The 23,804-nt window shown below is 56.1% G+C and carries 23 protein-coding genes and 5 tRNA genes; 18 read left to right on the forward strand and 10 right to left on the reverse strand.

Going from position 1 to position 23,804, the window contains the following annotated elements; translation table 11 throughout:
* Nucleotides 1-26: 26 nt before the first annotated feature.
* From WFO70_RS15530 to norV, 3 genes are all read right to left on the reverse strand, one after another.
* Nucleotides 27-185: a hypothetical protein gene (locus WFO70_RS15530; RefSeq protein WP_337017283.1), complete on the reverse strand. Its 159-nt coding sequence runs from the start codon at nucleotides 183-185 to the stop codon at nucleotides 27-29.
* 200 nt (nucleotides 186-385) lie between these two features.
* Nucleotides 386-1,519, reverse strand: coding sequence for an NADH:flavorubredoxin reductase NorW (norW, locus tag WFO70_RS15535; RefSeq protein WP_337017285.1), 1,134 nt, complete (start codon nucleotides 1,517-1,519; stop codon nucleotides 386-388).
* The gene (gene norV, locus WFO70_RS15540) at nucleotides 1,516-2,964 is read right to left on the reverse strand and encodes an anaerobic nitric oxide reductase flavorubredoxin (protein ID WP_337017287.1); all 1,449 of its coding nucleotides are present in this window, start codon (nucleotides 2,962-2,964) and stop codon (nucleotides 1,516-1,518) included. The genes norW and norV overlap by 4 nt, the downstream gene beginning before the upstream one ends.
* A 189-nt stretch (nucleotides 2,965-3,153) precedes the next feature.
* Between norV and norR the strand changes: the two genes are divergently transcribed.
* The gene (gene norR / locus WFO70_RS15545; RefSeq protein ID WP_337017289.1) at nucleotides 3,154-4,668 is read left to right on the forward strand and encodes a nitric oxide reductase transcriptional regulator NorR; all 1,515 of its coding nucleotides are present in this window, start codon (nucleotides 3,154-3,156) and stop codon (nucleotides 4,666-4,668) included.
* Here norR and gutQ read toward each other — a convergent pair.
* From gutQ to srlA, 7 genes are all read right to left on the reverse strand, one after another.
* A complete protein-coding gene (gene gutQ / locus WFO70_RS15550) occupies nucleotides 4,665-5,630 on the reverse strand; it encodes an arabinose-5-phosphate isomerase GutQ (protein WP_337017291.1) in 966 nt (321 codons plus the stop codon). The genes norR and gutQ overlap by 4 nt on opposite strands.
* Nucleotides 5,623-6,396: a glucitol operon DNA-binding transcriptional repressor SrlR gene (gene srlR / locus WFO70_RS15555; RefSeq protein ID WP_337017293.1), complete on the reverse strand. Its 774-nt coding sequence runs from the start codon at nucleotides 6,394-6,396 to the stop codon at nucleotides 5,623-5,625. The genes gutQ and srlR overlap by 8 nt, the downstream gene beginning before the upstream one ends.
* 63 nt (nucleotides 6,397-6,459) lie before the next feature.
* Nucleotides 6,460-6,819 (reverse strand): transcriptional regulator GutM, encoded by a 360-nt coding sequence (gutM, locus tag WFO70_RS15560; protein WP_337017295.1) that lies wholly within the window; start codon nucleotides 6,817-6,819, stop codon nucleotides 6,460-6,462.
* Nucleotides 6,820-6,918: 99 nt separating this feature from the next.
* Nucleotides 6,919-7,698 carry a sorbitol-6-phosphate dehydrogenase gene (gene srlD / locus WFO70_RS15565; RefSeq protein WP_337017297.1) on the reverse strand — a complete coding sequence of 260 codons (780 nt, stop codon included), beginning with the start codon at nucleotides 7,696-7,698 and terminating at the stop codon, nucleotides 6,919-6,921.
* A 15-nt stretch (nucleotides 7,699-7,713) separates the two neighbouring features.
* Nucleotides 7,714-8,076 carry a PTS glucitol/sorbitol transporter subunit IIA gene (gene srlB / locus WFO70_RS15570; RefSeq protein ID WP_337017299.1) on the reverse strand — a complete coding sequence of 121 codons (363 nt, stop codon included), beginning with the start codon at nucleotides 8,074-8,076 and terminating at the stop codon, nucleotides 7,714-7,716.
* 12 nt (nucleotides 8,077-8,088) lie between these two features.
* Nucleotides 8,089-9,051, reverse strand: a complete 963-nt coding sequence (srlE, locus tag WFO70_RS15575; RefSeq protein WP_337017301.1) for a PTS glucitol/sorbitol transporter subunit IIB — start codon at nucleotides 9,049-9,051, stop codon at nucleotides 8,089-8,091.
* Nucleotides 9,048-9,611 (reverse strand): PTS glucitol/sorbitol transporter subunit IIC, encoded by a 564-nt coding sequence (gene srlA, locus WFO70_RS15580; RefSeq protein ID WP_337017303.1) that lies wholly within the window; start codon nucleotides 9,609-9,611, stop codon nucleotides 9,048-9,050. Before srlA ends, srlE begins: the two co-directional genes overlap by 4 nt.
* Nucleotides 9,612-9,880: 269 nt before the next feature.
* On the opposite strand from srlA, the gene mltB reads away from it, so the two are divergent.
* The 17 genes from mltB to WFO70_RS15665 all read left to right on the forward strand — a co-directional run bounded on the left by mltB (nucleotide 9,881) and on the right by WFO70_RS15665 (nucleotide 23,747).
* Nucleotides 9,881-10,975, forward strand: coding sequence for a lytic murein transglycosylase B (mltB, locus tag WFO70_RS15585; protein WP_337017305.1), 1,095 nt, complete (start codon nucleotides 9,881-9,883; stop codon nucleotides 10,973-10,975).
* Nucleotides 10,976-11,145: 170 nt separating this feature from the next.
* Nucleotides 11,146-11,643 carry a nicotinamide-nucleotide amidase gene (pncC, locus tag WFO70_RS15590; protein WP_337017307.1) on the forward strand — a complete coding sequence of 166 codons (498 nt, stop codon included), beginning with the start codon at nucleotides 11,146-11,148 and terminating at the stop codon, nucleotides 11,641-11,643.
* A gap of 86 nt (nucleotides 11,644-11,729) precedes the next feature.
* On the forward strand, nucleotides 11,730-12,788 hold the full coding sequence (recA, locus tag WFO70_RS15595; RefSeq protein WP_337017309.1) for a recombinase RecA: 1,059 nt from the start codon (nucleotides 11,730-11,732) through the stop codon (nucleotides 12,786-12,788).
* 84 nt (nucleotides 12,789-12,872) lie between these two features.
* Complete coding sequence (gene recX, locus WFO70_RS15600) at nucleotides 12,873-13,373, forward strand: recombination regulator RecX (protein ID WP_337017311.1); 501 nt, start codon at nucleotides 12,873-12,875, stop codon at nucleotides 13,371-13,373.
* 131 nt (nucleotides 13,374-13,504) lie between these two features.
* Nucleotides 13,505-16,132 carry an alanine--tRNA ligase gene (gene alaS, locus WFO70_RS15605; RefSeq protein ID WP_337017313.1) on the forward strand — a complete coding sequence of 876 codons (2,628 nt, stop codon included), beginning with the start codon at nucleotides 13,505-13,507 and terminating at the stop codon, nucleotides 16,130-16,132.
* 241 nt (nucleotides 16,133-16,373) lie between these two features.
* Nucleotides 16,374-16,559 carry a carbon storage regulator CsrA gene (csrA, locus tag WFO70_RS15610; RefSeq protein WP_000906486.1) on the forward strand — a complete coding sequence of 62 codons (186 nt, stop codon included), beginning with the start codon at nucleotides 16,374-16,376 and terminating at the stop codon, nucleotides 16,557-16,559.
* A 342-nt stretch (nucleotides 16,560-16,901) separates the two neighbouring features.
* Nucleotides 16,902-16,994, forward strand: a tRNA-Ser gene (locus WFO70_RS15615).
* Nucleotides 16,995-16,998: 4 nt separating this feature from the next.
* Nucleotides 16,999-17,075: transfer RNA gene (locus WFO70_RS15620), tRNA-Arg, on the forward strand.
* A gap of 64 nt (nucleotides 17,076-17,139) precedes the next feature.
* Nucleotides 17,140-17,216 (forward strand) — tRNA-Arg (locus WFO70_RS15625).
* A 29-nt stretch (nucleotides 17,217-17,245) separates the two neighbouring features.
* A tRNA-Arg gene (locus tag WFO70_RS15630) sits at nucleotides 17,246-17,322 on the forward strand.
* Between the two features lie 161 nt (nucleotides 17,323-17,483).
* Nucleotides 17,484-17,560 (forward strand) — tRNA-Arg (locus WFO70_RS15635).
* Between the two features lie 116 nt (nucleotides 17,561-17,676).
* Nucleotides 17,677-18,243 (forward strand): fructose-1-phosphate/6-phosphogluconate phosphatase, encoded by a 567-nt coding sequence (gene yqaB / locus WFO70_RS15640; RefSeq protein ID WP_337017315.1) that lies wholly within the window; start codon nucleotides 17,677-17,679, stop codon nucleotides 18,241-18,243.
* Complete coding sequence (locus tag WFO70_RS15645; protein WP_106994514.1) at nucleotides 18,240-18,668, forward strand: YqaA family protein; 429 nt, start codon at nucleotides 18,240-18,242, stop codon at nucleotides 18,666-18,668. Before yqaB ends, WFO70_RS15645 begins: the two co-directional genes overlap by 4 nt.
* 71 nt (nucleotides 18,669-18,739) lie before the next feature.
* Entirely contained in the window at nucleotides 18,740-20,284 is a 1,545-nt protein-coding gene (gene gshA / locus WFO70_RS15650) for a glutamate--cysteine ligase (protein WP_337017317.1), read from the forward strand.
* A 151-nt stretch (nucleotides 20,285-20,435) separates the two neighbouring features.
* Nucleotides 20,436-20,951, forward strand: coding sequence for an S-ribosylhomocysteine lyase (gene luxS / locus WFO70_RS15655; protein WP_142486882.1), 516 nt, complete (start codon nucleotides 20,436-20,438; stop codon nucleotides 20,949-20,951).
* 226 nt (nucleotides 20,952-21,177) lie between these two features.
* Entirely contained in the window at nucleotides 21,178-21,546 is a 369-nt protein-coding gene (locus WFO70_RS15660) for a hypothetical protein (RefSeq protein ID WP_337017320.1), read from the forward strand.
* A complete protein-coding gene (locus tag WFO70_RS15665; protein WP_337017322.1) occupies nucleotides 21,543-23,747 on the forward strand; it encodes an FKBP-type peptidyl-prolyl cis-trans isomerase N-terminal domain-containing protein in 2,205 nt (734 codons plus the stop codon). The genes WFO70_RS15660 and WFO70_RS15665 overlap by 4 nt, the downstream gene beginning before the upstream one ends.
* Nucleotides 23,748-23,804 lie beyond the last annotated feature (57 nt).

Here is a 23,804-nt window from a genome sequence, read left to right on the forward strand (position 1 = left end):
AAAACGGCAGTTGAGCCGTTTTTTTATTACTGCTTTTTGTCGCTGACGGGCATCATCAGCTCCTGAAGGCGCTGGATGCGCGCCTCCGGGCTGAGGTAAAGCCAGCGAAATAATATGCGTTCGACAGGCTGTACTTTTTTAAAGTAGTCAGCAAGGGCGTTAATTTCTTTTCTGAAGGTCGCCATGTTTATCTCCGGCTAATGAATACCCTCACAGATTAAAAAGAAATCACGGAATAAAACAGGGCGATGTTTTCAGGCTGTTCCGCATTTTATTATCTCTCTTTTTTGTTGCTTAATTAACGATATAAAAAAGCCCCGGGGCACCGGGGCTGCGAAAGGCAAAATCGGACAAGCTTACAACGAGTAGAGCAAGAGTTTGAGGGTTAAACGGGTAATGCTTTCAGCAGGGCAAAGGCCTCCTTCATGCGATCTTCACTGACCACGAAGGCGCGCAAATTGCCTTCGCTGTCGGCCCCTTTCGCCACCATCCCCTGAGGTTCGATGGCGATCTGCCAGGTCAGGTCCTGGCGCTGGGTTTCGCCCGCCAGATGTAGCGGCAGTTCCGGCGTTTTGACCTTCACCAGCATCGCAGGCAGTTTCAACGGCGTGTTGGCACCGAGCAGGTTCTTCGCCAGATACATGGCGCTGAGCTGGATCGGCTGCAGGAAGGGCAGCACCTGACCGTTGATTTCAGCGCAGTCCCCCAGAGCATAGATATCCGGCTGGGTGGTTTGCAGATAGCTGTCGACCTTTACGCCGCGGTGGGTTTCTGCCCCGGCACGCTGGGCGAGGGCCGTTTCCGGACGCAGGCCAGTGGCGGCAATGACCACATCCACCTCGATACAGCGGTCTCTGTCCAGCAGGGCGCAGATCCCGGTATCGGTTTTGGTCAGGCTTTGCAGCTGGGATTTCAGCTGCAGATGTACGCCCATATCGGTCAGCCGATGTTGTAAGCGACTGCTTACTTCGGCTGGCATCAGCGCCGACAGTATGCTGGCGGAGTGATCAACCAGAGTGACCGCTTTCCCGGCCCGGCAAAAATCCATCGCCAGTTCGCTGCCGATAAGCCCCGCGCCGACAATCATCACCCTTTTGGCGTCACGCAGCGTGGTTTCGCAGGCCCGGTACTCCATCTGGCTGTTGAGGGTCAGCATCAGCTCGCGCCCCGGGACTGGCGGCACAAAGGCCGAGGCCCCGGTGGCCAGCACCAGTTTGTCATACGACCACTGCTGGTCTTTTCCTTTCACCACGTGCGCAGCGGCATCGATATCGGTGACCCAGCTGTAAGGGAACAGGCGCAGGTTAAACTGTTCGGCAAACTCCCCCGCCGTCTGGCGGGTGAGGTCGTCGGCGTGCTGACTCTGGCTGATAACGTGGCTTAAGTCCGGCTTGTTGTACTCATCCATGCTGTCGGCGGCAATCAGCGTCAGCGGGACGTTCGCATCCTGTTTACGGATATTTTTCACCAGCTGGCGGGCGGCGAAGCCCGAGCCGATAATCACGATACCCTGGCTCATTTTGCCTCCGATGCCAGTTCGTCAAAGACGTCTTTACCGAGGGAACATTCCGGGCAGAGGAAGTTATCCGGCACGTCGCTCCACGGGGTGCCCGGGGCCACATCCTGCAGCGGTTCGCCGAGGGCCGGATCGTAGATCCACTGGCAGACGCTGCACTGCATGCAAGGGCCGAGGTCGGCAGCCGCGGCGGCGGCACAGGCGCAGGCTTCCTGTTCTGGTGAGGCTTTAGCGGCCGCTTCTGGCAGCGGAGCGAGCGCCCACTGACGTGCAATGTCGCGGCCGTGCTGACGGCAAATTTCCAGCGCATCCAGATCCGGACGCCATTTCGCCTTCAGGCTCATGGACATCTCAAAGCCCGCATCCTGCAAACGAGTGGAGAGACGGTCGACCGCGCCGCCGCTCCAGCCGTGGGAGCCAAAGGCGCTGGCGCGTTTGTTGCGGAAGCGCAGGCCGGTCATCTCTTCCACCAGGCCGGCAATTTTCGGCATCATCACGTTGTTCATGGTGGAGGTCCCCACCAGCACGCCTTTGGAGCGGAAAACGTTGGTCAGAATGTCGTTCTTGTCGCTGCGCGCCACGTTGAAGATTTTCACCGCCACGTTCGGGTCCACTTCGTTGATGCCCTGGGCAATCGCGTCGGCCATCATGCGGGTGTTGTTGGACATGGTGTCGTAGAAAAGGGTAATGCGATCTTCCTGATAGTCCGCCGCCCACTTCAGATACTGCTCGACGATTTGGGTGGGGTTGTCACGCCATACCACCCCGTGGGAGGTGGCAATCATATCCACCGGCAGGTTGAAGCCGAGGATTTCGGTAATTTTTGGCGTGACCAGACGGCTGAACGGGGTCAGGATGTTGGCGTAGTAGCGCTGGCACTGCTCATACAGCTCGGCCTGATCCACTTCGTCATTGAACAGACGTTCGTCGCAGTAGTGCTGGCCGAAGGCGTCGTTACTGAACAGCACGGCGTCGCCGGTCATGTAGGTCATCATGCTGTCCGGCCAGTGCAGCATCGGGGTTTCCACGAAGATCAGCTGTTTGCCGTTGCCGATATCCAGTGAGTCACCGGTTTTCACCACGTTGAAATTCCACTCCGGATGGTGGTGATGACCATTGATGGAGTCGATGGCGTTATTGGTGCAGTAGATCGGGGTGTCTGGAATGCAGGACATCAGCTCGGTCAGGGCACCGGCGTGATCTTCTTCAGCATGGTTAATGATAATGTAGTCGATATCGGCCAGGTCAATTTCACTGCGCAGGTTTTGCACGAATTCACGGCTGAATTTATGATCGACGGTGTCGATCAGGACGTTTTTCTCTTCCCGGATGAGATAGCTGTTATAGCTGCTGCCGCGCAGCGTTTTGTACTCCGTACCGTGAAAATCACGTACTTCCCAGTCACGTTGACCCACCCAATGAATATTGTTTTTAACCAGAATAGACATAGCAACCTCAACTTAATACAGCGAAATTAAACGAAAGATGTAAGAGTAATTGCAGGTTGCGTGCCAACTTTTTATTTTGTTGATTTTAATGGTTTTTTAAAATAATAACTCCTGATGGGTAGTCAATTTGACTGTCCTTGATATAGTCAATATGACAAGATGCATTGTCAAAATGACAGCGAGGCGAGAATGAGTTTTTCCGTAGAGGTGCTGGCGAAAATCGCCATTGAATTGCAGAGCGGTATCGGCCATCAGGATCGTTTTCAGCGACTGATCTCCACCCTGCGTCACGTGCTGGACTGCGATGCCTCGGCGCTGCTGCGCTATGAAGGGCGGCAGTTTATCCCGCTGGCGATCGACGGCCTGGCCCAGGACGTGCTGGGGCGGCGCTTTACCCTGGAGGGCCATCCGCGGCTGGAGACCATCGCCCGCGCCGGGGATGTGGTGCGCTTCCCGGCCGACAGCGACCTGCCCGATCCCTACGACGGCCTGATCCCCGGCCAGGAGAGCCTGAAGGTCCACGCCTGTATCGGCCTGCCGCTGTTTGCCGGGCAGAACCTGATTGGCGCTCTCACCCTCGACGGCATGTCGCCGGATCAGTTCGATACCTTCAGCGACGAGGAGCTGAGGCTGATTGCCGCCCTCGCCGCCGGGGCGCTGAACAACGCCCTGCTGATTGAACAGCTCGAGAGCCAGAACAGCCTGCCCGCGGGTCCGGCGGCCTTTGAGCAGGTGAAAAATACCGAGATGATCGGCCTGTCGCCGGGCATGATGAGCCTGAAAAAAGAGATTGAGATTGTCGCCGCCTCCGACCTGAACGTGCTGATCGAGGGCGAAACCGGCACCGGCAAAGAGCTGGTGGCGAAAGCTATCCATGAGGCCTCGCCACGGGCGGTCAATCCGCTGGTCTATCTCAACTGCGCCGCGCTGCCGGAGAGCGTGGCGGAAAGTGAGCTGTTCGGCCACGTCAAAGGGGCCTTTACCGGGGCCATCAGCAACCGCAGCGGCAAGTTTGAGATGGCCGATAACGGCACCCTGTTCCTCGATGAGATTGGCGAGCTGTCGCTGGCGCTGCAGGCCAAGCTGCTGCGGGTACTGCAGTACGGCGATATCCAGCGGGTGGGCGACGACCGCAGCCTGCGGGTTGACGTGCGGGTGCTGGCGGCCACCAATCGCGACCTGCGTGAAGAGGTGCTGGCCGGGAACTTCCGCGCCGACCTGTTCCATCGCCTGAGCGTTTTCCCGCTTTCGGTGCCGCCGCTGCGCGAGCGGGGCGAGGACGTGGTGCTGCTGGCGGGCTATTTCTGCGAACAGTGTCGGTTGCGGATGGGGTTATCCCGGGTGGTGCTCAGCCCCGGCGCACGGGCACACCTGCTGAGCTATGGCTGGCCGGGCAACGTGCGCGAGCTGGAACATGCCATCCACCGGGCGGTGGTGCTGGCCCGGGCCGCGCGGCTGGGGGATGACGTGGTGATCCACGCCCGGCATTTTGCCCTGCATGATGAGAACACGCCTGCGGTCACGCCGGAAACTCCGCTGGTGGTGAATCAGAATCTGCGTGAGGCAACGGAAGCGTTTCAACGTCAGTTGATTACCCGGGCGCTGGAGCAGAATGGCCGCAGCTGGGCGGCGAGCGCAAGGGCGCTGGAGACCGACGTCGCCAACCTGCACCGGCTGGCGAAACGTCTGGGTCTGAAGAGTTAGATGATGCCTGCCTGGTAGAAATCCTGCAAGTTGATGGCACCGCACAGGTGACCAGAGTCGTCCACCACCGGGGCGGCGGTGATTTTGCGCTTCAGCAGCAGCTCTTTGGCTTCGATGGCGCGGCTGTCGGCCTTCAGCGTCAGGCCGCCGGTGGTCATGGCGCTGCTGACGTTCACCTCCAGTTTACCGCCGCCCACCAGCCAGCGACGCAGGTCGCCGTCGGTGAAGACGCCTTTTACCTGGCGGTCGTCATCGCAGACCGCCACCAGACCCAGCCCGGTGCGGCTCAGCTCCAGCATCGCATCCATCACGCTGGCGTTCAGCTTCACCTGCGGAGTTGCCTCGTCGGTGCGCATCAGGTGGTGCACCTTATTCAGCAGGCGTGCACCCAGCGCCCCGGCTGGGTGGGAGCGGGCAAAATCTTCTTCATTAAAGCCGCGAGCCTGCATTACCGCCATCGCCAGCGCATCGCCCATCATCAGGGTATTCACGGTGCTGGAGGTTGGAGCCAGGTGCATCGGGCAGGCTTCGCGCTCTACCGAAATATCCAGCGTGGCTTTGGCGGCCAGCGCCAGCGGCGAGCGGGATTTCCCGGTCATCGCCAGCAGGGCGACCGATTTTTCCTGCAGGCGGGGCAGGATCAGATCCAGCTCTTTCGCCGAGCCGGAGTAGGAGATAAACAGCAGCACGTCGCGGCTTTCGATCATCCCCAGATCGCCGTGCAGCGCTTCAGCGGGATGGACGAAAAAGGCCGGGGTGCCGGTGCTGGCGAGGGTCGCGGCAATCTTTTTACCGATATGGCCGGACTTGCCGATACCGGCGACAATCACTTTACCTTCGCACTGAATAATGGTGTTTGCCGCCCGAACGAAATCCTCTCCCAGACGTTCCGGCAGGCGGCTGGCCTCCTGCAGTTCCAGCATCAGGGTTTGGCGACCCGCGTTTAACAGAAAATCACTCATCTCTCTCTCCGGTTACAATCACTTCGATTCCTTTCTCTTCCAGCGCTTGCTTGAACGCCGGATCGATGCCCGCGTCGGTGATCAGCTTATCGACGCTCTCCAGGCTACAGACAATGTTCGGACTTTTACGGCCAAACTTCGACGAGTCAGCCATCAGGATCACTTCCCGGGCGGCGTTGCACATCGCTTTGCTGACGCTGAACACCTCGTTGAAAGTGGTGACGCCCGCGTTGAGATCGATGCCGTCGGTGCCCATAAACAGCCGGTCAAAGCTGAAGTGATCGAAAGCGTTCTCCGCCAGCTGGCCGTGAAACGAGGCTGATTTTTTACGGAAGGTGCCGCCGGGCATCAGGATGGTTTGTTCGTTGTCGAATTCGGACAGGGCGTTGACGATATGCAGGCTGTTGGTCATCACCGTGATGTTATTAAAGCGGCTGAGCATGGGTACCATCTGCAGCACCGTACTGCCCGCGTCGAGGATAATGGAGTCGCCGTCGTGGATATACTTGACCGCCGCCTCAGCAATTAACGCCTTCTGGTGGGTGTTGATCAGCGTTTTGTGATCGATGGGCGGATCGGCTTCGTCCTTATTCAGCACCACGCCGCCATAGGTGCGGATCACCGCCCCGGCGTTTTCCAGGATCACCAGATCCTTGCGGATGGTGGTGCCGGTGGTGTCAAAGTAGTGGGCCAGATCCTCAACCGAACATTTTCCCTGCTTTTGCAGGTGGTCGAGAATGGCCGCCTGCCGCTGACGGGGTTTCATAGGCGTTGCGTTCCTCAGGTTGCGAAATGATAATTTCGCAAGCTTATAGCGTTCACATCGAAATTATCTATGTTTCAATTTAAGCGCTAATGATAGTGCATCCTGACAGAGCGAATCATTGGGAAAGATCACATCGGGCTCTAATTCCTGTAGCGCGACGCCGTTAATCGCTGCAATTTTCACCGGTCGGGCAAAGACCGTCAGGCCGCGCATCATCAGGGAGTCGCAGACCCGGTGATTATCGTCCAGCGCAATGGCGACAATCACCCGCGGTTTGAAGCGCCCGCCGGAGCGGCCCACGCCCACTCTGCCTTTCTGGCAAAGAGCGTCGAACGCCCGGTTAAAGCGGTGGATTTGCCACCCGCCGAGCGCCAGCTGGCCCAGCCAGGCGATAACGGCGACGGTGATTAATGTGGTAACCATGTGTAGCTCCTGTGGAATTGCCGGGCGGCGCTTCGCTTGCCCGGCCGACGATTAAGACCTTTGTAGCCCCGGTAAGCGCAGCGCCACCGGGGAACGAATTCAGAACATCACCTGACCGCCGGTGATATTGATCGACTGCCCGGTGCAGTAGGAGGCTTTCGGACTGGCGTAAAACAGCAGCATATTCAGCACGTCCTGATAGTCGCACCCGCGCTTCAGCGGCACTTTATCGATGTAATACTGCTCCACCCGATCCGCCTCGATGCCCAGCTTGGTGGCATACTGCGGCAGCAGGGACTGGAACATCGGCGACTTCAGCAGGTTGCCGAGCATCAGCGAATGCACGGTAATGCCGTACTCCGCCAGATCCAGCGCCAGGGACTGGGTCAGCCCCACGCCGCCGAACTTGGCCGCGCTGTAGCCGGAGTTGTGCTTGCTGCCCACCTTGCCGGATTTGGAGTTGATCTGAATGATGCGCCCGGCGATGCCGTCGCGGATCATCAGGCGCGAGAACTCCCGGGCGCAGAGGAAATAGCCCACCAGGTTCACCTGCAACGAGCGGTCGAAATCCCCCAGCTCCACGTCGCTGATAAACGCCGCTTTGGCGATCCCGGCGCTGTAGACCAGCAGATCGACGCGGCCAAAGATCTCATCCACCCCGTGCGACAACGCCATCACGCTCTGCTCGCTGGTGGCATCGGCACCAAAGCCATACGCCTTGCCTTCGCCAAACTCCTGGTTGATCTCGCTGGCGACCCGGGCGGCTTTTTCGCTCTGAATGTCCACCACCGCCACGCGATACCCTTCTGCGGCCAGCCCGCGGCAGAGATATTCCCCTAAGGTTTGTCCCCCGCCAATGACAACTGCAACCTGTTCCATGTTTCTCTCCTTTAATTACGCCACAAATTTCAGTACACAACCGGCCGTCACCGCCTGCGGAACCGGCCCGGCAACGTGCACGGTGCCCGGGTATTCCGCTGCGGTCTGGCCATCAAAACGCAGGGTGATATGCCCCAGCTCGCGCAGGTTCTGCTCCGCGACATCGCCCACCGCCGTCACCGGATAGCTCGCCTCGCCCAGCGTGAGCTGGCTGCCGGGGAGAAGCTCGCCGCTCAGTTCGCCGTGGCAGTGGATAAAACAGAACTCCTCGATATCCGCCGGGACCCCTTCACGAAAGGTAATCAGCATCTGATCACTCAGGGCATCCGCGGCGCTCTGGCCGATGCGGGTAATGGTGGTCTGGTAAATCACGGTCATGACGAAGTCCTCTTATTGATAGATAAAGCCAGAGACGAACCAGGCAATCAGTACGGTGGGCGCGCCGGTCAGGAAGCGGCTCACCAGTACGGAAGGGACACCCACACGCACCGTGTCCTGGCGCGCTTCGGCCAGCGACAGCCCCACCGGGATAAAGTCGCAGGCGGCCTGGGCATTAATGGCAAACAGGGCGGGCAGGGCGAGGTGCGGCGGAATATTGCCGAGCCCAATCTGCACGCCAATCAACACGCCAATCACCTGGGCGATCACTGCCCCGGGGCCGAGGAACGGCGACAGCAGCGGGAAGGAGCAGATCAGCGCCAGCGTCACCAGCCCGAGCGGATGGCTGGCCAGCGGGGCGAGGCCGTGGGCAATCCAGTCCCCCAGGCCGGAGGCCATGATGATGCCGATCAGCGCCGAGACGAAGGCCATAAACGGCAGAATGGTTTTCAGCACCGTGTCGATGGTGTCGCGCCCGGACTGGAACAGTACCGCCACCGCGGAGCCCATCCCCATCCCGACTTTCGCCAGCAGGCCGTCGTTCTGCTCGGTGATCTTTTTGCTAGTGTCATACTCGCGCGGTGCGCTCTTCTTGGCCGGAGCGGCGGACTCCCCGGCCAGACTGATGTTCTCCTCTTTCACCCCGGAGACGTAGATGTCCTCCAGGATGTACTGCGCCAGCGGGCCGGATTTGCCCGTCGCATGGATATTGACGGTCGGAATGCGCCGTTTCGGGTAAATGCCGCAGCGCAGGGTGCCGCCGCAGTCGATCACCGCCACGCCGATCTCCGCTTCCGGCGGCTCGCCCTCTTTAAAGCCGTCCACCGCTTCCCAGCCGGTGAGTTCGCGCAGCTTGTCGACAATCGCCGGGCGGGTGCCCGCGGTGATATAGACAATCTTTTTCTCGCCGGTGGCGTCGAGTTCCAGCGGGCCGCCCCAGCCGCCCACCCCTTTTTCTATCCGGATACGGGTCATGCTGCGGCTCCTGCAAGCTGGACTTTCTGTTCAAGCTGGATGCCCATTTTCTTTTCGAAAATGGCGGTAGTGAGATCGGTCACCCAGCCGCGGAAAAAGTTGGTTACCAGGCCGACCAGCAGATAACTCACCGCCAGCGGGCCGAGCGGCAGGCCGAGGGTGGTCAGGCCGCTGGCGATCCCCAGATAGACGAACAGCTCGCCGGGGTTAATGTGCGGAAACAGACCGTTCATCGAGTGGCAGCTGTATGAGGCCGCGGCGTAATAGCTCGGCTTGTAGCGCTCGGGCATAAAGCGCCCGAGGCTCAGGGTCATCGGGTTACAGAACACGAAGGTGCCGATGCAGGGCAGCAGCAGATAGCGGGAGATGGGATTACCGGCGCAACGCTGGGCCAGCTTTTCGATCCGATGCTGACCAATAAAGTTGATCAATGCATTCATGATCACCAGCAGGCTGATCAGCAGCGGCAGGATCCCGGTGACCATGCTGGTAAAGACCTCGCCACCTTTCTGAAACAGCCCGATAAACCACTCGGCGCCGTGGGTGATGGTTTCTATCATTGTTTTCTCCTGTAGGGTGAGTTCATCTCTGACGGGCTAATAATAATCACTTTGAAAGGTTTTAAAGTGTTAAACAGATCTCACAATGAAAGAAAAATAGATTATTTTGAAAGATAATGGGCGTGGCGAGGCGAGAAGGGTTGAGAAGAGGACGAATTTGTCTTTAAGCAGCGTAAAGATTTTGCCCGGCGGGTTCGCATCTCTTCCTTGAGGTGTCCCGGATGCTTTACCATACTTGCCACTTATCGAATTCGTTGAATGGATGTCTCATGCTCAAGCGTCGTTACGCAGCCATACTGCCTGCGCTTATCCTGCTCTCTGCCTGCAGCAGCAAACCGAAGACCGAAGAGGTCCAGCAACAAACGGCGGGCGCGCCGTCCGGCGGCTTCCTGCTGGAACCCCAGCATAATGTGATGCAGATGGGGGGCGACTTTGCCAACAATCCCGCAGCGGAACAGTTCATCGACAAAATGGTGAGCAAGCACGGCTTTAATAAAGCCCAGCTGCAGGAGATCCTCTCCCAGGCGAAACGTCTGGATTACGTGCTGCGACTGATGGATCGCCAGGCCCCGACCACCCAGCCACCGGCCGGGCCGAACGGGGCATGGTTACGCTATCGCAACCAGTTTATTACCCCGGACAACGTGCAGAACGGCGTGGCGTTCTGGAACCAGTATCAGGATGCGCTGACCCGCGCCCAGCAGGTCTACGGCGTGCCGCCGGAGATCATCATCGGGATTATCGGCGTGGAAACACGCTGGGGCCGCGTGATGGGTAAAACCCGCATTCTGGATGCGCTGGCGACCCTCTCCTTTAACTATCCGCGCCGGGCGGAGTACTTCTCCTCCGAGCTGGAAACCTTCCTGCTGATGGCGCGCGACGAACAGGATGACCCGCTGGATCTGAAGGGCTCCTTTGCCGGTGCTATGGGCTACGGCCAGTTTATGCCGTCCTCCTATAAGCAGTACGCGGTCGATTTCAACGGCGACGGCCACATCAACCTGTGGGATCCGGAAGATGCGATTGGCAGCGTCGCCAACTACTTTAAAGAGCATGGCTGGACGCCAGGTCAGCCGGTGGCGGTTATGGCCAACGGTCAGGCGCCAGGGCTGGAGAACGGCTTTAAAACCAGCTATACCCCGGCACAGCTGACGGCGGTAGGGTTAACGCCACAGCAGCCGCTGAGCGGCAACCAAAAGGTGAGCCTGCTGCGTCTGGATATCGGTACCGGCTACCAGTACTGGTACGGTCTGCCTAACTTCTACACCATCACCCGCTACAACCACAGCACGCACTATGCAATGGCGGTGTGGCAGTTGGGGCTGGCCGTGGCGCAGGCGCGCGTGGCATCGCCGTTCAGTTAATACTCTCTCCCTGCCGAAAAAGTGAGTGGAGCAACGCCACTCACTTTTCATTATTAGCCGCCTTGCCAGGTTAATTTTCTGAAGCCCCCTCGTAAAACCTCCACCTCGTCCTCATATCTGACGACTAAAGTGCTATCTTGTGCTGCATGTTTTTAAGGAGTCAAAACACGATGACTGACCATGAATTGATGCAGCTCAGTGAGAGAGTAGGGCAGGCGCTGAAACAGCGCGGCGCAACGGTCACCACGGCAGAGTCCTGTACCGGCGGCTGGGTGGCAAAAGTTATCACCGATATCGCCGGCAGTTCCGCCTGGTTTGAACGCGGATTTGTCACTTACAGTAATGAAGCGAAAGCGCAGATGATTGGCGTGCGTGAACCCACGCTTATCGAGCATGGTGCGGTCAGCGAGCCGGTGGTGATCGAGATGGCGATTGGTGCCCTGCGTGCCGCCCGGGCGGACTATGCTATCTCTATTAGCGGCATCGCCGGGCCGGACGGCGGCAGCGCTGAAAAGCCTGTCGGGACCGTGTGGTTTGGCTTTGCGACGGCGCAAGGCGAGGGGATTACCCGTCGGGAATGCTTTAGCGGCGACCGCGAAAACGTGCGTCGTCAGGCAACAGAATATGCGTTAAAAACACTCTGGCAACAATTTCTACAAAACACTTGATACTGTATGAGCATACAGTATAATTGCTGCAACAGAACAGAATCCAGGGTGAAGCGCAGTTGTTTCACCCGGCATGAGAGGAAAAAATGGCTATCGACGAAAACAAACAGAAAGCGTTGGCGGCAGCACTGGGCCAGATCGAAAAGCAATTCGGTAAAGGTTCCATCATGCGCCTGGGTGAAGATCGTTCCATGGATGTAGAAACTATCTCCACCGGTTCGCTTTCTCTGGATATTGCACTGGGTGCTGGTGGCCTGCCTATGGGTCGTATCGTAGAGATCTACGGGCCAGAATCCTCCGGTAAAACTACCCTGACCTTACAGGTTGTGGCGGCTGCACAGCGCGAAGGCAAAACCTGTGCCTTTATCGATGCTGAGCACGCGCTGGATCCGGTCTATGCACGTAAACTGGGTGTTGATATCGACAACCTGCTCTGCTCCCAGCCGGATACCGGTGAGCAGGCACTGGAAATCTGTGACGCACTGGCGCGCTCTGGCGCAGTAGACGTAATCATCGTCGACTCCGTTGCGGCACTGACGCCAAAAGCAGAAATCGAAGGCGAAATCGGTGACTCTCACATGGGCCTCGCGGCACGTATGATGAGCCAGGCGATGCGTAAGCTGGCCGGTAACCTGAAGCAGTCCAACACGTTGCTGATCTTCATCAACCAGATCCGTATGAAGATTGGTGTGATGTTCGGTAACCCGGAAACCACCACCGGTGGTAACGCGCTGAAATTCTACGCCTCCGTGCGTCTGGATATCCGCCGTATCGGTGCCGTGAAAGACGGTGAGAACGTGGTGGGTAGCGAAACCCGCGTGAAGGTTGTGAAGAACAAGATTGCTGCACCCTTTAAACAGGCTGAATTCCAGATCCTCTACGGCGAAGGTATCAACTTCTACGGCGAGCTGGTTGACCTGGGCGTGAAAGAGAAGCTGATTGAAAAAGCGGGCGCCTGGTACAGCTACAACGGTGACAAGATTGGTCAGGGTAAAGCGAATGCTATCTCCTGGCTGAAAGAGAACCCGGCGGCAGCGAAAGAGATCGAGAAGAAGGTGCGTGAGCTTCTGCTCAGCAACCAGGATACTAAGCCTGACTTCACTGCGGATGCCGCAGACGTAGAAGAAACCAACGAAGATTTCTGATAATCGGATGTAATAAACAAGGGTCGCTTAATGCGGCCCTTTTTGCTTTTTGATTTTTGCTTCTCAACTGCAGCAGGTTTATCTATGAATGAATCCACAACGCGTCGTCCTGCTTATAACCGTCTGCTGGATCGCGCCGTGCGTATCCTGGCCGTTCGTGACCACAGCGAGCAGGAGCTTCGCCGCAAACTCGCCGCGCCAGTAATGAGCAAAAACGGGCCAGAAGCCATCGACGCTACGGCAGAAGATTACGATCGGGTGGTCGCCTGGTGCTATGAGCACAGCTATCTGGACGATACCCGTTTTGTCTCACGCTTTATCGCCAGCCGCAGCCGGAAAGGCTACGGCCCGGCGCGCATCCGCCAGGAGTTGAATCAAAAGGGCATCCCGCGCGAAACCAGCGAAAAGGCGATGCGCGAATGCGAAATTGACTGGTGCGGGCTGGCGCGGGAGCAGGCCGTGCGGAAGTACGGTGAACCTTTGCCGCGCGAGTTTTCAGAAAAAGTCAAAATCCAGCGCTTTTTGCTTTATCGCGGCTTCCTGATGGAGGATATTCAGGATATCTGGCGTAATTTTACCGATTGAACGCATGCGGGATTTTACTTCCCTTTAAAGAAAACTTATCTTATTCCCACTTTTTTCAGTAGCTGGTCCGTCCGACAACGGTTGTGTAGTGACCGGCTGTGACATTTCGTTAGCTTGATTTCAGGATAATTATGAGCAAGAGCACCGCTGAGATCCGTCAGGCGTTTCTCGATTTTTTCCATAGTAAGGGACACCAGGTTGTTGCCAGCAGCTCCCTGGTACCGAACAACGATCCAACTTTACTGTTTACCAACGCCGGGATGAACCAGTTCAAGGATGTCTTCCTGGGTCTCGACAAGCGTAATTATTCTCGCGCAACTACCTCGCAGCGCTGCGTGCGTGCGGGCGGTAAACATAACGATCTGGAAAACGTCGGTTACACCGCGCGTCACCACACCTTCTTCGAAATGCTGGGTAACTTCAGCTTCGGCGACTATTTCAAACATGACGCTATCCAGTACGCATGGGAACTGCTGACCGGTGAAAACTGGTTCAACCTGCCGAAAGAGCGCCTGTGGGTTACCGTCTACGAAACCGATAACGAAGCCTATGAAATCTGGGAAAAAGAAGTGGGTATCCCGCGCGAACGTATTATTCGCATCGGCGATAACAAAGGCGCTCCTTATGCGTCTGATAACTTCTGGCAGATGGGTGATACCGGCCCTTGCGGTCCGTGCACCGAAATCTTCTACGATCATGGCGATCACATCTGGGGCGGCCCTCCGGGCAGCGCAGAAGAAGACGGCGATCGTTACATTGAGATCTGGAACATCGTCTTCATGCAGTTCAACCGTCAGATCGACGGCACCATGGAGCCGCTGCCGAAGCCATCCGTGGATACCGGTATGGGTCTGGAGCGTATTGCCGCAGTACTGCAACACGTTAACTCCAACTACGACATCGATCTGTTCAGCACCCTGATTAAGTCTGTTGCCGAAGTAACTGGCGCAACCGATCTGAGCAACAAATCCCTGCGCGTGATTGCCGACCATATCCGCTCCTGTGCCTTCCTGATTGCTGACGGCGTGATCCCGTCGAATGAAAACCGTGGCTACGTGCTGCGCCGTATCATTCGTCGTGCCATCCGTCATGGCAACATGCTGGGCGCGAAGGACACCTTCTTCTACAAGCTGGTGGGTCCACTGGTGAGCGTGATGGGCGCAGCCGGCGACGAACTGAAACGCCAGCAGGCGCAGGTTGAGCAGGTTCTGAAAACCGAAGAAGAGCAGTTTGCCCGTACTCTGGAACGTGGTCTGGCCCTGCTGGACGACGAGCTGGCGAAGCTGCAGGGCGATACCCTGGATGGCGAAACCGCCTTCCGTCTGTACGACACCTATGGCTTCCCGGTTGACCTGACGGCTGACGTCTGCCGCGAGCGCAACATTAAAGTTGACGAAGCGGGCTTCGAAGCCGCCATGGAAGAACAGCGCCGTCGCGCGCGTGAGTCCAGCGGTTTTGGTGCCGACTACAACGCGATGATCCGCGTTGATGGCAGCAGCGAATTCGAAGGTTACGAGCATCTGAAAACCAACGGCAAAGTCACCGCCCTGTTTGTTGACGGCAAAGCCGTGGACAGCATCAGCGCGGGCCAGGCTGCGGTTGTGGTTCTGGATAAGACGCCGTTCTACGCAGAATCAGGCGGCCAGGTAGGCGATAAAGGCGAGCTGAAGGGCAGTGATTTCAGCTTTACAGTGAACGACACGCAGAAATACGGTCAGGCGATTGGCCACCAGGGTACCCTGGCATCCGGCACGCTGAAAGTGGGCGAGGGCGTTCAGGCTATCGTTGACGAAGCGCGCCGCGCGCGTATCCGTCTCAACCACTCCGCGACGCACCTGATGCACGCCGCGCTGCGCCAGGTTCTGGGCACGCACGTTGCGCAGAAAGGCTCGCTGGTAAATGACAAACTGCTGCGCTTCGACTTCTCTCATTTTGAAGCGATGAAACCGGCGGAAATCCGTGCGGTAGAAGATCTGGTGAATGCCCAGATCCGTCGTAACCTGCCAATCGAAACCAACATCATGGATCTCGACGCGGCGAAGAACAAAGGCGCAATGGCGCTGTTCGGCGAGAAGTATGACGAACGCGTACGCGTGCTAAGCATGGGTGATTTCTCCACCGAACTGTGTGGCGGTACCCACGCCAGCCGTACCGGCGACATCGGTCTGTTCCGCATTGTGTCCGAATCCGGAACGGCGGCAGGTGTCCGTCGTATCGAAGCGGTCACTGGCGAAGGCGCGATTGCGCTTCTGCATGCGCAGAGCGATCAGCTGCACGACATCGCGCAACTGCTGAAAGGCGACAGCCAGAACCTGGGCGAGAAAGTGCGTGTTGCGCTGGAACGTACCCGTCAGCTGGAAAAAGAGCTGCAGCAGCTGAAAGAGCAGGCCGCCGTTGCCGAGAGCGCAAACCTCTCCAGCAAAGCGGTTGAGATTAACGGCGTTAAACTGCTGGTCAGTGAGCTGGCAGGCGTTGAGCCGAAAATGCTTCGTACCATGGTCGACGATCTGAAGAACCAGCTGGGTTCAACCATCATCGTTCTGGCAACGGTAGCGGAAGGTAAGGTTTCTCTGATTGCGGGCGTATCTAAGGACGTGATCGACCGTGTGAAAGCAGGGGAACTGATTGGTATGGTCGCTCAGCAAGTGGGCGGTAAAGGCGGCGGTCGTCCGGACATGGCGCAAGCCGGTGGTACAGACGCAGCAGCCCTTCCAGCGGCGCTGGCCAGTGTTGAAAGCTGGGTAAGTTCTAAACTGTAATAATTACAAAGCGTACACAGGCGCCATAACGACAACGTTATGGCGTACTGCGCTCTACGCTATCGATAATGATAAAGTCAGGTTGAGTTTGTGTATATCGGCTAAACTTACGTTTAACAGATTGTGATGCCGTGACTACCTACACATTACGTGTTTGTCATCGCTTACTTTTTGGCGTTATATGATGGATAATGCCGGGATACAAGAGACCCGACTCTTTTAATCTTTCAAGGAGCAAAGAATGCTGATTCTGACTCGTCGAGTTGGTGAGACCCTCATGATTGGGGATGAGGTCACCGTGACAGTTTTAGGGGTGAAGGGCAACCAGGTACGTATTGGTGTGAACGCCCCTAAAGAAGTCTCTGTTCATCGTGAAGAGATCTACCAGCGTATCCAGGCTGAAAAATCCCAGCAGTCCAGTTACTGATATTATCGCGTCTCGCTGTCTGGCGAGACGCAACCCTCCAGATATATTCCTTGTCAAAAGTTACCGTTCGATTTCAACCGCTCTCTTTTTAACCTTCTGTCGCACCCTTTCTCTGCCCAACATCCCTTTTACAGCCCTGGATAACTGCCCGCAGCCCTGCAAAATCCGTTTATAAAACACCCTCTTTGCGGGTTTTACATGCGAATTGCCTGTGATTTGTGCAAACGATAAAAGGTTGTGGAAAAAGGTTTGACTTATAAGTCCCAGAAAGTAATATATGCGCCACGCAGCGACGAGAAGCTCTTAACGAGTTACTCGAAGCACTCGAAAGAGGCGTTGTGTGGTGAGGTGGCCGAGAGGCTGAAGGCGCTCCCCTGCTAAGGGAGTATGCGGTCAAAAGCTGCATCCGGGGTTCGAATCCCCGCCTCACCGCCATTTTGCATCCGTAGCTCAGCTGGATAGAGTACTCGGCTACGAACCGAGCGGTCGGAGGTTCGAATCCTCCCGGATGCACCATCTATTACTTCATATTGCTTTCGAAGTGATATGAGTATCGAGTAGTACAGTAGTAAATCCTGATGCATCCGTAGCTCAGCTGGATAGAGTACTCGGCTACGAACCGAGCGGTCGGAGGTTCGAATCCTCCCGGATGCACCATTTACTATTTCTGAAAGCAGTTCCCTGATGCATCCGTAGCTCAGCTGGATAGAGTACTCGGCTACGAACCGAGCGGTCGGAGGTTCGAATCCTCCCGGATGCACCATATTCTCCGAGATAACAGCTAAACTGTTGTTTCATGTTCTGCGAAATAATCGCGAGCACAAGGGAGGATATCGTTGCTTCAGCAACGACCCGTAGGGCGAGGCGCAGCCGAGTAATCCTCCCGGATGCACCATTTACTGTTTCTAAAAGCATTTCCCCGATGCATCCGTAGCTCAGCTGGATAGAGTACTCGGCTACGAACCGAGCGGTCGGAGGTTCGAATCCTCCCGGATGCACCATCTTCTCCCTCATTGTTTATTCCTTCGACGTTCCGTCAGCAATCATCTTCTCTGTCAGCGACAAAACCCCTTGTTTACGTTAAAGTATCGTTTTGTAATCCTTTTGCGAGAGCACGATGTACGCACAGTATGACGGTTTGATCTTCGATATGGATGGCACCATCCTGGACACCGAGCCAACGCATCGTAAAGCCTGGACTGACGTCCTTGGCCGTTACGGAATGCGTTTCGACTTACAGGCGATGATTGCCCTCAACGGATCTCCTACCTGGCGTATTGCGCAGGCCGTGATTGAACTGAATCAGGCCGATCTCGAACCGCATCTGCTCGCGCGTGAAAAAACCGATGCGGTCAAAGCGATGCTGTTAGACACCGTGCGCCCTTTGCCACTCATTGACGTGGTAAAAGAGTGGCACGGACGTCGTCCGATGTCGGTCGGGACGGGCAGTGAGAGCGCGATTGCAGAAGCATTGCTCAATCATCTTGGGCTGCGCCACTATTTTTCTGCGGTGGTTGCCGCCGATCATGTTAAAAATCACAAGCCCGCCCCGGACACCTTCCTGCTGTGTGCAGAACGTATGGGTGTGCCAGCCGCGAAGTGCGTTGTGTTTGAAGATGCCGACTTCGGTATTCAGGCGGCGCACGCTGCCGGCATGGACGCGGTGGACGTTCGCTTACTGTGAGTGACCTGCTGTCACTGACCTCACTCTTCGCCAGCAGTTTTTTAAGCGCCACGCTCTTGCCGGGAAATTCGGAAGTGGTACTGGTGGCGATGCTCTTGTCCGGCGTAAGTCAGCCCTGGTTGCTTGTGTTAATAGCAACAATGGGTAATAGCTTTGGAGGGCTGACTAACGTTATTCTTGGGCGATTCTTTCCGCTACGCAAAACGTCGCGCTGGCAGGAAAAGGCAGTCGGCTGGCTAAAACGCTATGGCGCTGCCACGCTTTTATTAAGCTGGATGCCGGTAATCGGCGATTTACTGTGCCTGCTGGCGGGATGGATGCGCATCTCCTGGGGGCCGGTGCTCTTTTTTTTATGCCTGGGCAAGGCGTTGCGCTACGTTCTCGTGGCGGTTGTGACTTTGCAGGGCATGACGTGGTGGCACTAATTGGACTGTTTGTGACCATGAACCATTACAATTATGCTAAATAAAATGATTTTGACAGGCGGGAGGTCGAATTGATCCCGGACGTATCACAGGCACTGGCCTGGCTGGAAAACCACCCTCAGGCTCTGAAGGGTATTCAGCGCGGTCTTGAGCGCGAAACGCTGCGCGTTAACGCGGATGGCAGTCTTGCAACGACGGGCCATCCACAGGCGTTGGGTTCGGCGCTGACCCATAAGTGGATCACGACTGATTTCGCTGAAGCACTGCTTGAGTTCATCACGCCGGTGGATGGCGATATTGACCACATGCTGAAGATCATGCGTGATATTCACCGCTACAGCGCCCGCAATCTGGGTGATGAGCGTATGTGGCCGCTCAGCATGCCTTGCTATATCGAGCAGGGCCAGGACATCGAGCTGGCGCAGTATGGCACGTCGAATATTGGTCGTCTGAAAACGCTGTATCGCGAAGGGTTGAAAAACCGCTACGGCGCGCTGATGCAGACGATTTCTGGCGTGCACTATAACTTCTCCCTGCCGATGGCATTCTGGCAGGCTAAGTGCGGCGAGACGGACAAAGAGGCGATCTCAGCAGGCTATTTCCGCCTGATCCGTAACTACTATCGCTTTGGCTGGGTTATTCCGTATCTGTTCGGCGCATCGCCGGCGATTTGCTCCTCGTTCCTGCAGGGCAAACCGACCACACTGCCGTTCGAGAAGACCGAATGCGGCATGTACTACCTGCCGTACGCCACCTCCCTGCGCCTCAGCGACCTGGGTTATACCAATAAGTCGCAAAGCAATCTCGGAATTACGTTTAACGAATTGCACGAGTATGTGGCAGGATTGAAGCGGGCGATCAAAACGCCGTCGGAAGCATACGACGAAATCGGGCTCGAGAAGGACGGTAAACGTCTGCAAATCAACACTAACGTTCTGCAGATTGAGAACGAACTGTACGCGCCGATCCGTCCAAAACGCGTCACCCGCAGCGGCGAGACCCCGTCTGATGCCCTGCAACGCGGCGGTATTGAATACATCGAAGTGCGTTCCCTGGATATTAACCCGTTCTCCCCAATTGGCGTGGACGAGCAGCAGGTACGCTTCCTCGATCTCTTTATGGTCTGGTGCGTGCTGGCCGATGCGCCGGAAATGAGCGCTGATGAACTGCTGTGCACCCGTACCAACTGGAACCGGGTGATCCTCGAAGGGCGCAAGCCTGGCCTGACGCTGGGCATCGGCTGTCAAACGGCGCAGTTCTCGTTACAGCAGGTGGGGAAAGATCTGTTCAGCGATCTTAAACGCGTCGCCCATACGCTGGACAGCGTTTACGGTGGCGAAGCCTATCAGCAGGTTTGCGACCAGCTGGTCGAGTGTTTTGATAACCCCGAGCTGACATTCTCGGCGCGCATTCTGCGTTCTATGATTGATCAGGGGATTGGCGGTACCGGGCGTGCGCTGGCGGCGGAGTATCGCGATATGCTGCAGCAGGAGCCACTGGAGGTGTTAAGCGAAGCCGATTTTGCTGCGGAGCGCGATGCATCGGTGGTACGTCAGGGTGAGATTGAAGCGGCGGATACTGAGTCGTTTGACGATTTCCTGGCGAAACAGGCCTGACAGAAAAGAAAAAGGCCACATCGCTGTGGCCAAAATAACATCTCTGAAGAACAGGGATGATGATAACAAATGCGCGTCTTTCATATACTCAGACTCGCGTTGAAATGAAGAGTTCATTTTTTTTTAAAAAAATCACTATCGGAGGTGACGTATGCCGTTATTAGATAGCTTTACTGTCGACCATACCCGTATGGAAGCCCCTGCTGTACGCGTTGCGAAGACCATGCATACCCCGCACGGCGACACGATCACTGTATTCGACCTGCGTTTCTGCGTACCTAATAAAGAAGTCATGCCGGAGAAAGGCATTCATACGCTGGAGCACCTGTTTGCTGGCTTCATGCGCGATCACCTGAACGGTAACGGCGTTGAGATCATCGATATCTCCCCGATGGGTTGCCGTACCGGTTTCTACATGAGCCTGATTGGCGTGCCGGAAGAGAAACGCGTCGCCGATGCGTGGAAAGCCGCAATGGAAGACGTGCTGAAGGTGAAAGAGCAGAACCAGATCCCGGAGCTGAACGTTTACCAGTGCGGTACCTACCAGATGCACTCCCTGGAAGAAGCGCAGGAGATTGCGCGTCATATTCTTGAGCGTGATGTTCGCGTTAACAGCAATGAAGAGCTGGCCCTGCCTAAAGATAAATTGCAGGAACTGCACATCTAGCAAATTACCCGGCCCTCAGCAAGGAGTGTGCCGGGTAATATTAGTTTCTTTATAAATTCCTAAAAGCCTGTCTCTCGTTGTGCATCCCTCTCTTTCTCTTTATTATTAAATTCAACGCATGATAGTTTTTTATATATTATATCTATGGATGATAGATTAGCGCTCATTCACTGCAATTATAGATGCGTTAATATTTCATGGAATAGATAATAATTCAGAGGGATTTATGAAACTTTATTTTACGGGCTCCGCGATTCTTTTTTCTGCTCTTCTCTTATCTGCCTGCACTTCTAAACCCGTTACAACGCCTATTGCCAAAGCTCCCGCCGAACGCAAGCAGGAGGTGCAGTGCTATCAGGAGTTCTCTGCGCTGCAAAAGCTCGACCCGGTGGCCTATGAATCCTACCGTAAGCAGTTCGATAATATAAATAAAAACTATCGAATTTATGAGTCGAATAAATCCCTGGTCGATGATAACGCTTCAGAGGTTATGCTTACCGAGATTAATAAAAAGCTGTCGCTGGTATGCGTAAGGATTCGTAATACGGTTTATACCAATATGATGAACCGCGCTAATGAAATGAATAAGTTATGAATAAATACTTCAGCGCAGCACTGTACTGCGGATTGTTATTATCGGGTGGGCAGGCGTTTGCAGCCGGAACGGATTTACTGGAACGCCTGAATAATGAAAAAATTATCGGTAACGATTCAACCAGTCCTTTTATCGCTCCAGAAACCACGACAAATCCGCCGGACGCCGCACCGCAGCCCGCAAAGCCTGCTCGTCCTGCAGCTCGTGCGGTGCCTGCTAAAAACGACAAGGCCGTCGCGGTTAATCAGGCCAAACTGTCCCGACTTACCGAAGCGCTTCGCAAGGCCAATTCCACTATCGCCGGATTAGATAAACAGCTGAGCGCGGTAGAGAGCGAAAAGGCGCTACTGGAACAGGCGGTCGCTCACGAGAAGGAGCGCGTCGCTGAGAAAGAGCAGGCCCTCGCCTGGCTTAAATCACAGCCGGACGGCAGCGCGCAAAAGCTCGCCGTTGAGAGCCTCATTGCGACGCTGCCTAAGCCCGCTGAGGTCGATCAACATAAAAATGCCGCGCTGGCAGATCAGCTGAAAAACGCCAACGCGCAGCGCGACAGCCTGACTAAAGCGCTCGACGATTTAAAAGCCCAGCTGTCAGCGCTGAACCTGCAAAAAGCCACTCTGGAAACCCGGCTGGCCGAGCGGGATAAAGCGTTCAACAGCGAGAAGACAAAGTCTGAGATTGCGCAGAACCAGCTCGAAGACGCCAAAAAAGTGATCGCCTCGCAGGAATCGCTGCTGGCCGTGCAGAAGAGCAGCGCCGGAAGCGACAAAGAGAAACTCCTCAAAGAGCTGACCGATCTGCAAACGCAGAAGAAAACGCTGGATACCCAGCTGGCCTCGCTGAAAGAAGCCAGTGCGAAAAACGCGACCCTTACCAAAGATCTGACCGACCTGCAGACGCAGAAGACGGCGTTGGAAACGCAGCTGGCTTCATTGAAAGCGGCTAACGACAAAAGCGCCGCGCTGTCGAAGGAACTCACCGATCTGCAAACGCAGAAGCAAACGCTGGAAACCCAGTTGGCCTCGCTGAAAGACGCCAGTGCCAAAAACGTGACGCTCACTAAAGAGCTGGCCGAGCTGCAAACCCAGAAGAAAGCGCTGGAAGCCCAGCTCGCCACCCTCAAAACCAGCAGCGATAAGAGCACTGGCGCGGTGAAAGAGGCTGATGCCTTGAAAGCCCAGCTGTCAGCGCTGAACCTGCAAAAAGCGAACCTGGAAACCCGGATGGCCGAGCAGGAGAAGCTGCTGAACAATGAAAAGGTGAAGTCCGGGATCGTGCATAACCAGCTTGAAGATGCCAAAAAAGTCATCGCGTCTCAGGAATCCCTGTTGGCTCTGCAGAAAACTAGCGTTGGCAGCGAGAAAGACAAAAGCGGTGCGCTGGTCTCCCAGCTGGCTACCGCCGGGAAAGAGGCTGAGGAGCTGAAAAAGCAGCTGACCCTGCTTCAGACGCAAAAAGCCTCGCTTGAAGAGCAGCAGAAAACGCAAAGCGCTTCCCTCGCAACGCTGACGGCCGAAAACCAGAAGCTGAAGGAGAGCCAGGCGGCACCTGGCAAAGAGGGAGCGGAAAAGCCGCGGGTGAAGATCGATAAGGCTGCGGCAAAAGATACCCTGACCAGCTACGCCATTGGTACCTGGTATGGCGATGCGGCAGATCGTGAGAAGAGCAAGCTGGATGGAATGAACAAAAAGCTCGACCTCAATGCCTTTATGCAGGGCTTTAGCGACAAGGTAAATAATAAGCTCCAGCTGGCGCCTGCCACGCTGACGAAGGAGCTGGCCGCGCTGGACCAGGTACAGAAAAAGCAGTTTGTCGCGACGCAAAGCGAAAACGAAAAGCAGAGCAAAGCGATCATGGCTAAGGCGGCGAAGGAGAAAGGGGCCAAACGACTGCCGGATGGTGCCATCTACCGGGTGATTCAGCAAGGTGATGCTCCCCTGATCACGGGTCAGAATGAGATCATTACCGAGCTTGATGAGGTACTGGGCACCGGGAAAGTGATGTCCAGTAAAGAGGTGCGCGCCAGCCGGGTGAAAGATTTACCGCCGCTGTTCCAGACGGTCGTGAAAAAGCTGGGGCTGGGCGGGGAGGCCAAACTGCACATTCCGGCGAAGCAGGCTTACGGCGAAGCGGGCGTGCCTGGCTTTGTGCCGCCCGGTACGGTCTCGATCATTACGATTAAAATCATCGGCATTAAGTAGCCGGTACCGCACCCATAAAAAAACGGATCTGCATGCAGATCCGTTTTTCTTGTCAGA

Source organism: Leclercia sp. AS011 (assembly GCF_037152535.1).
Classification (GTDB): domain Bacteria; phylum Pseudomonadota; class Gammaproteobacteria; order Enterobacterales; family Enterobacteriaceae; genus Enterobacter.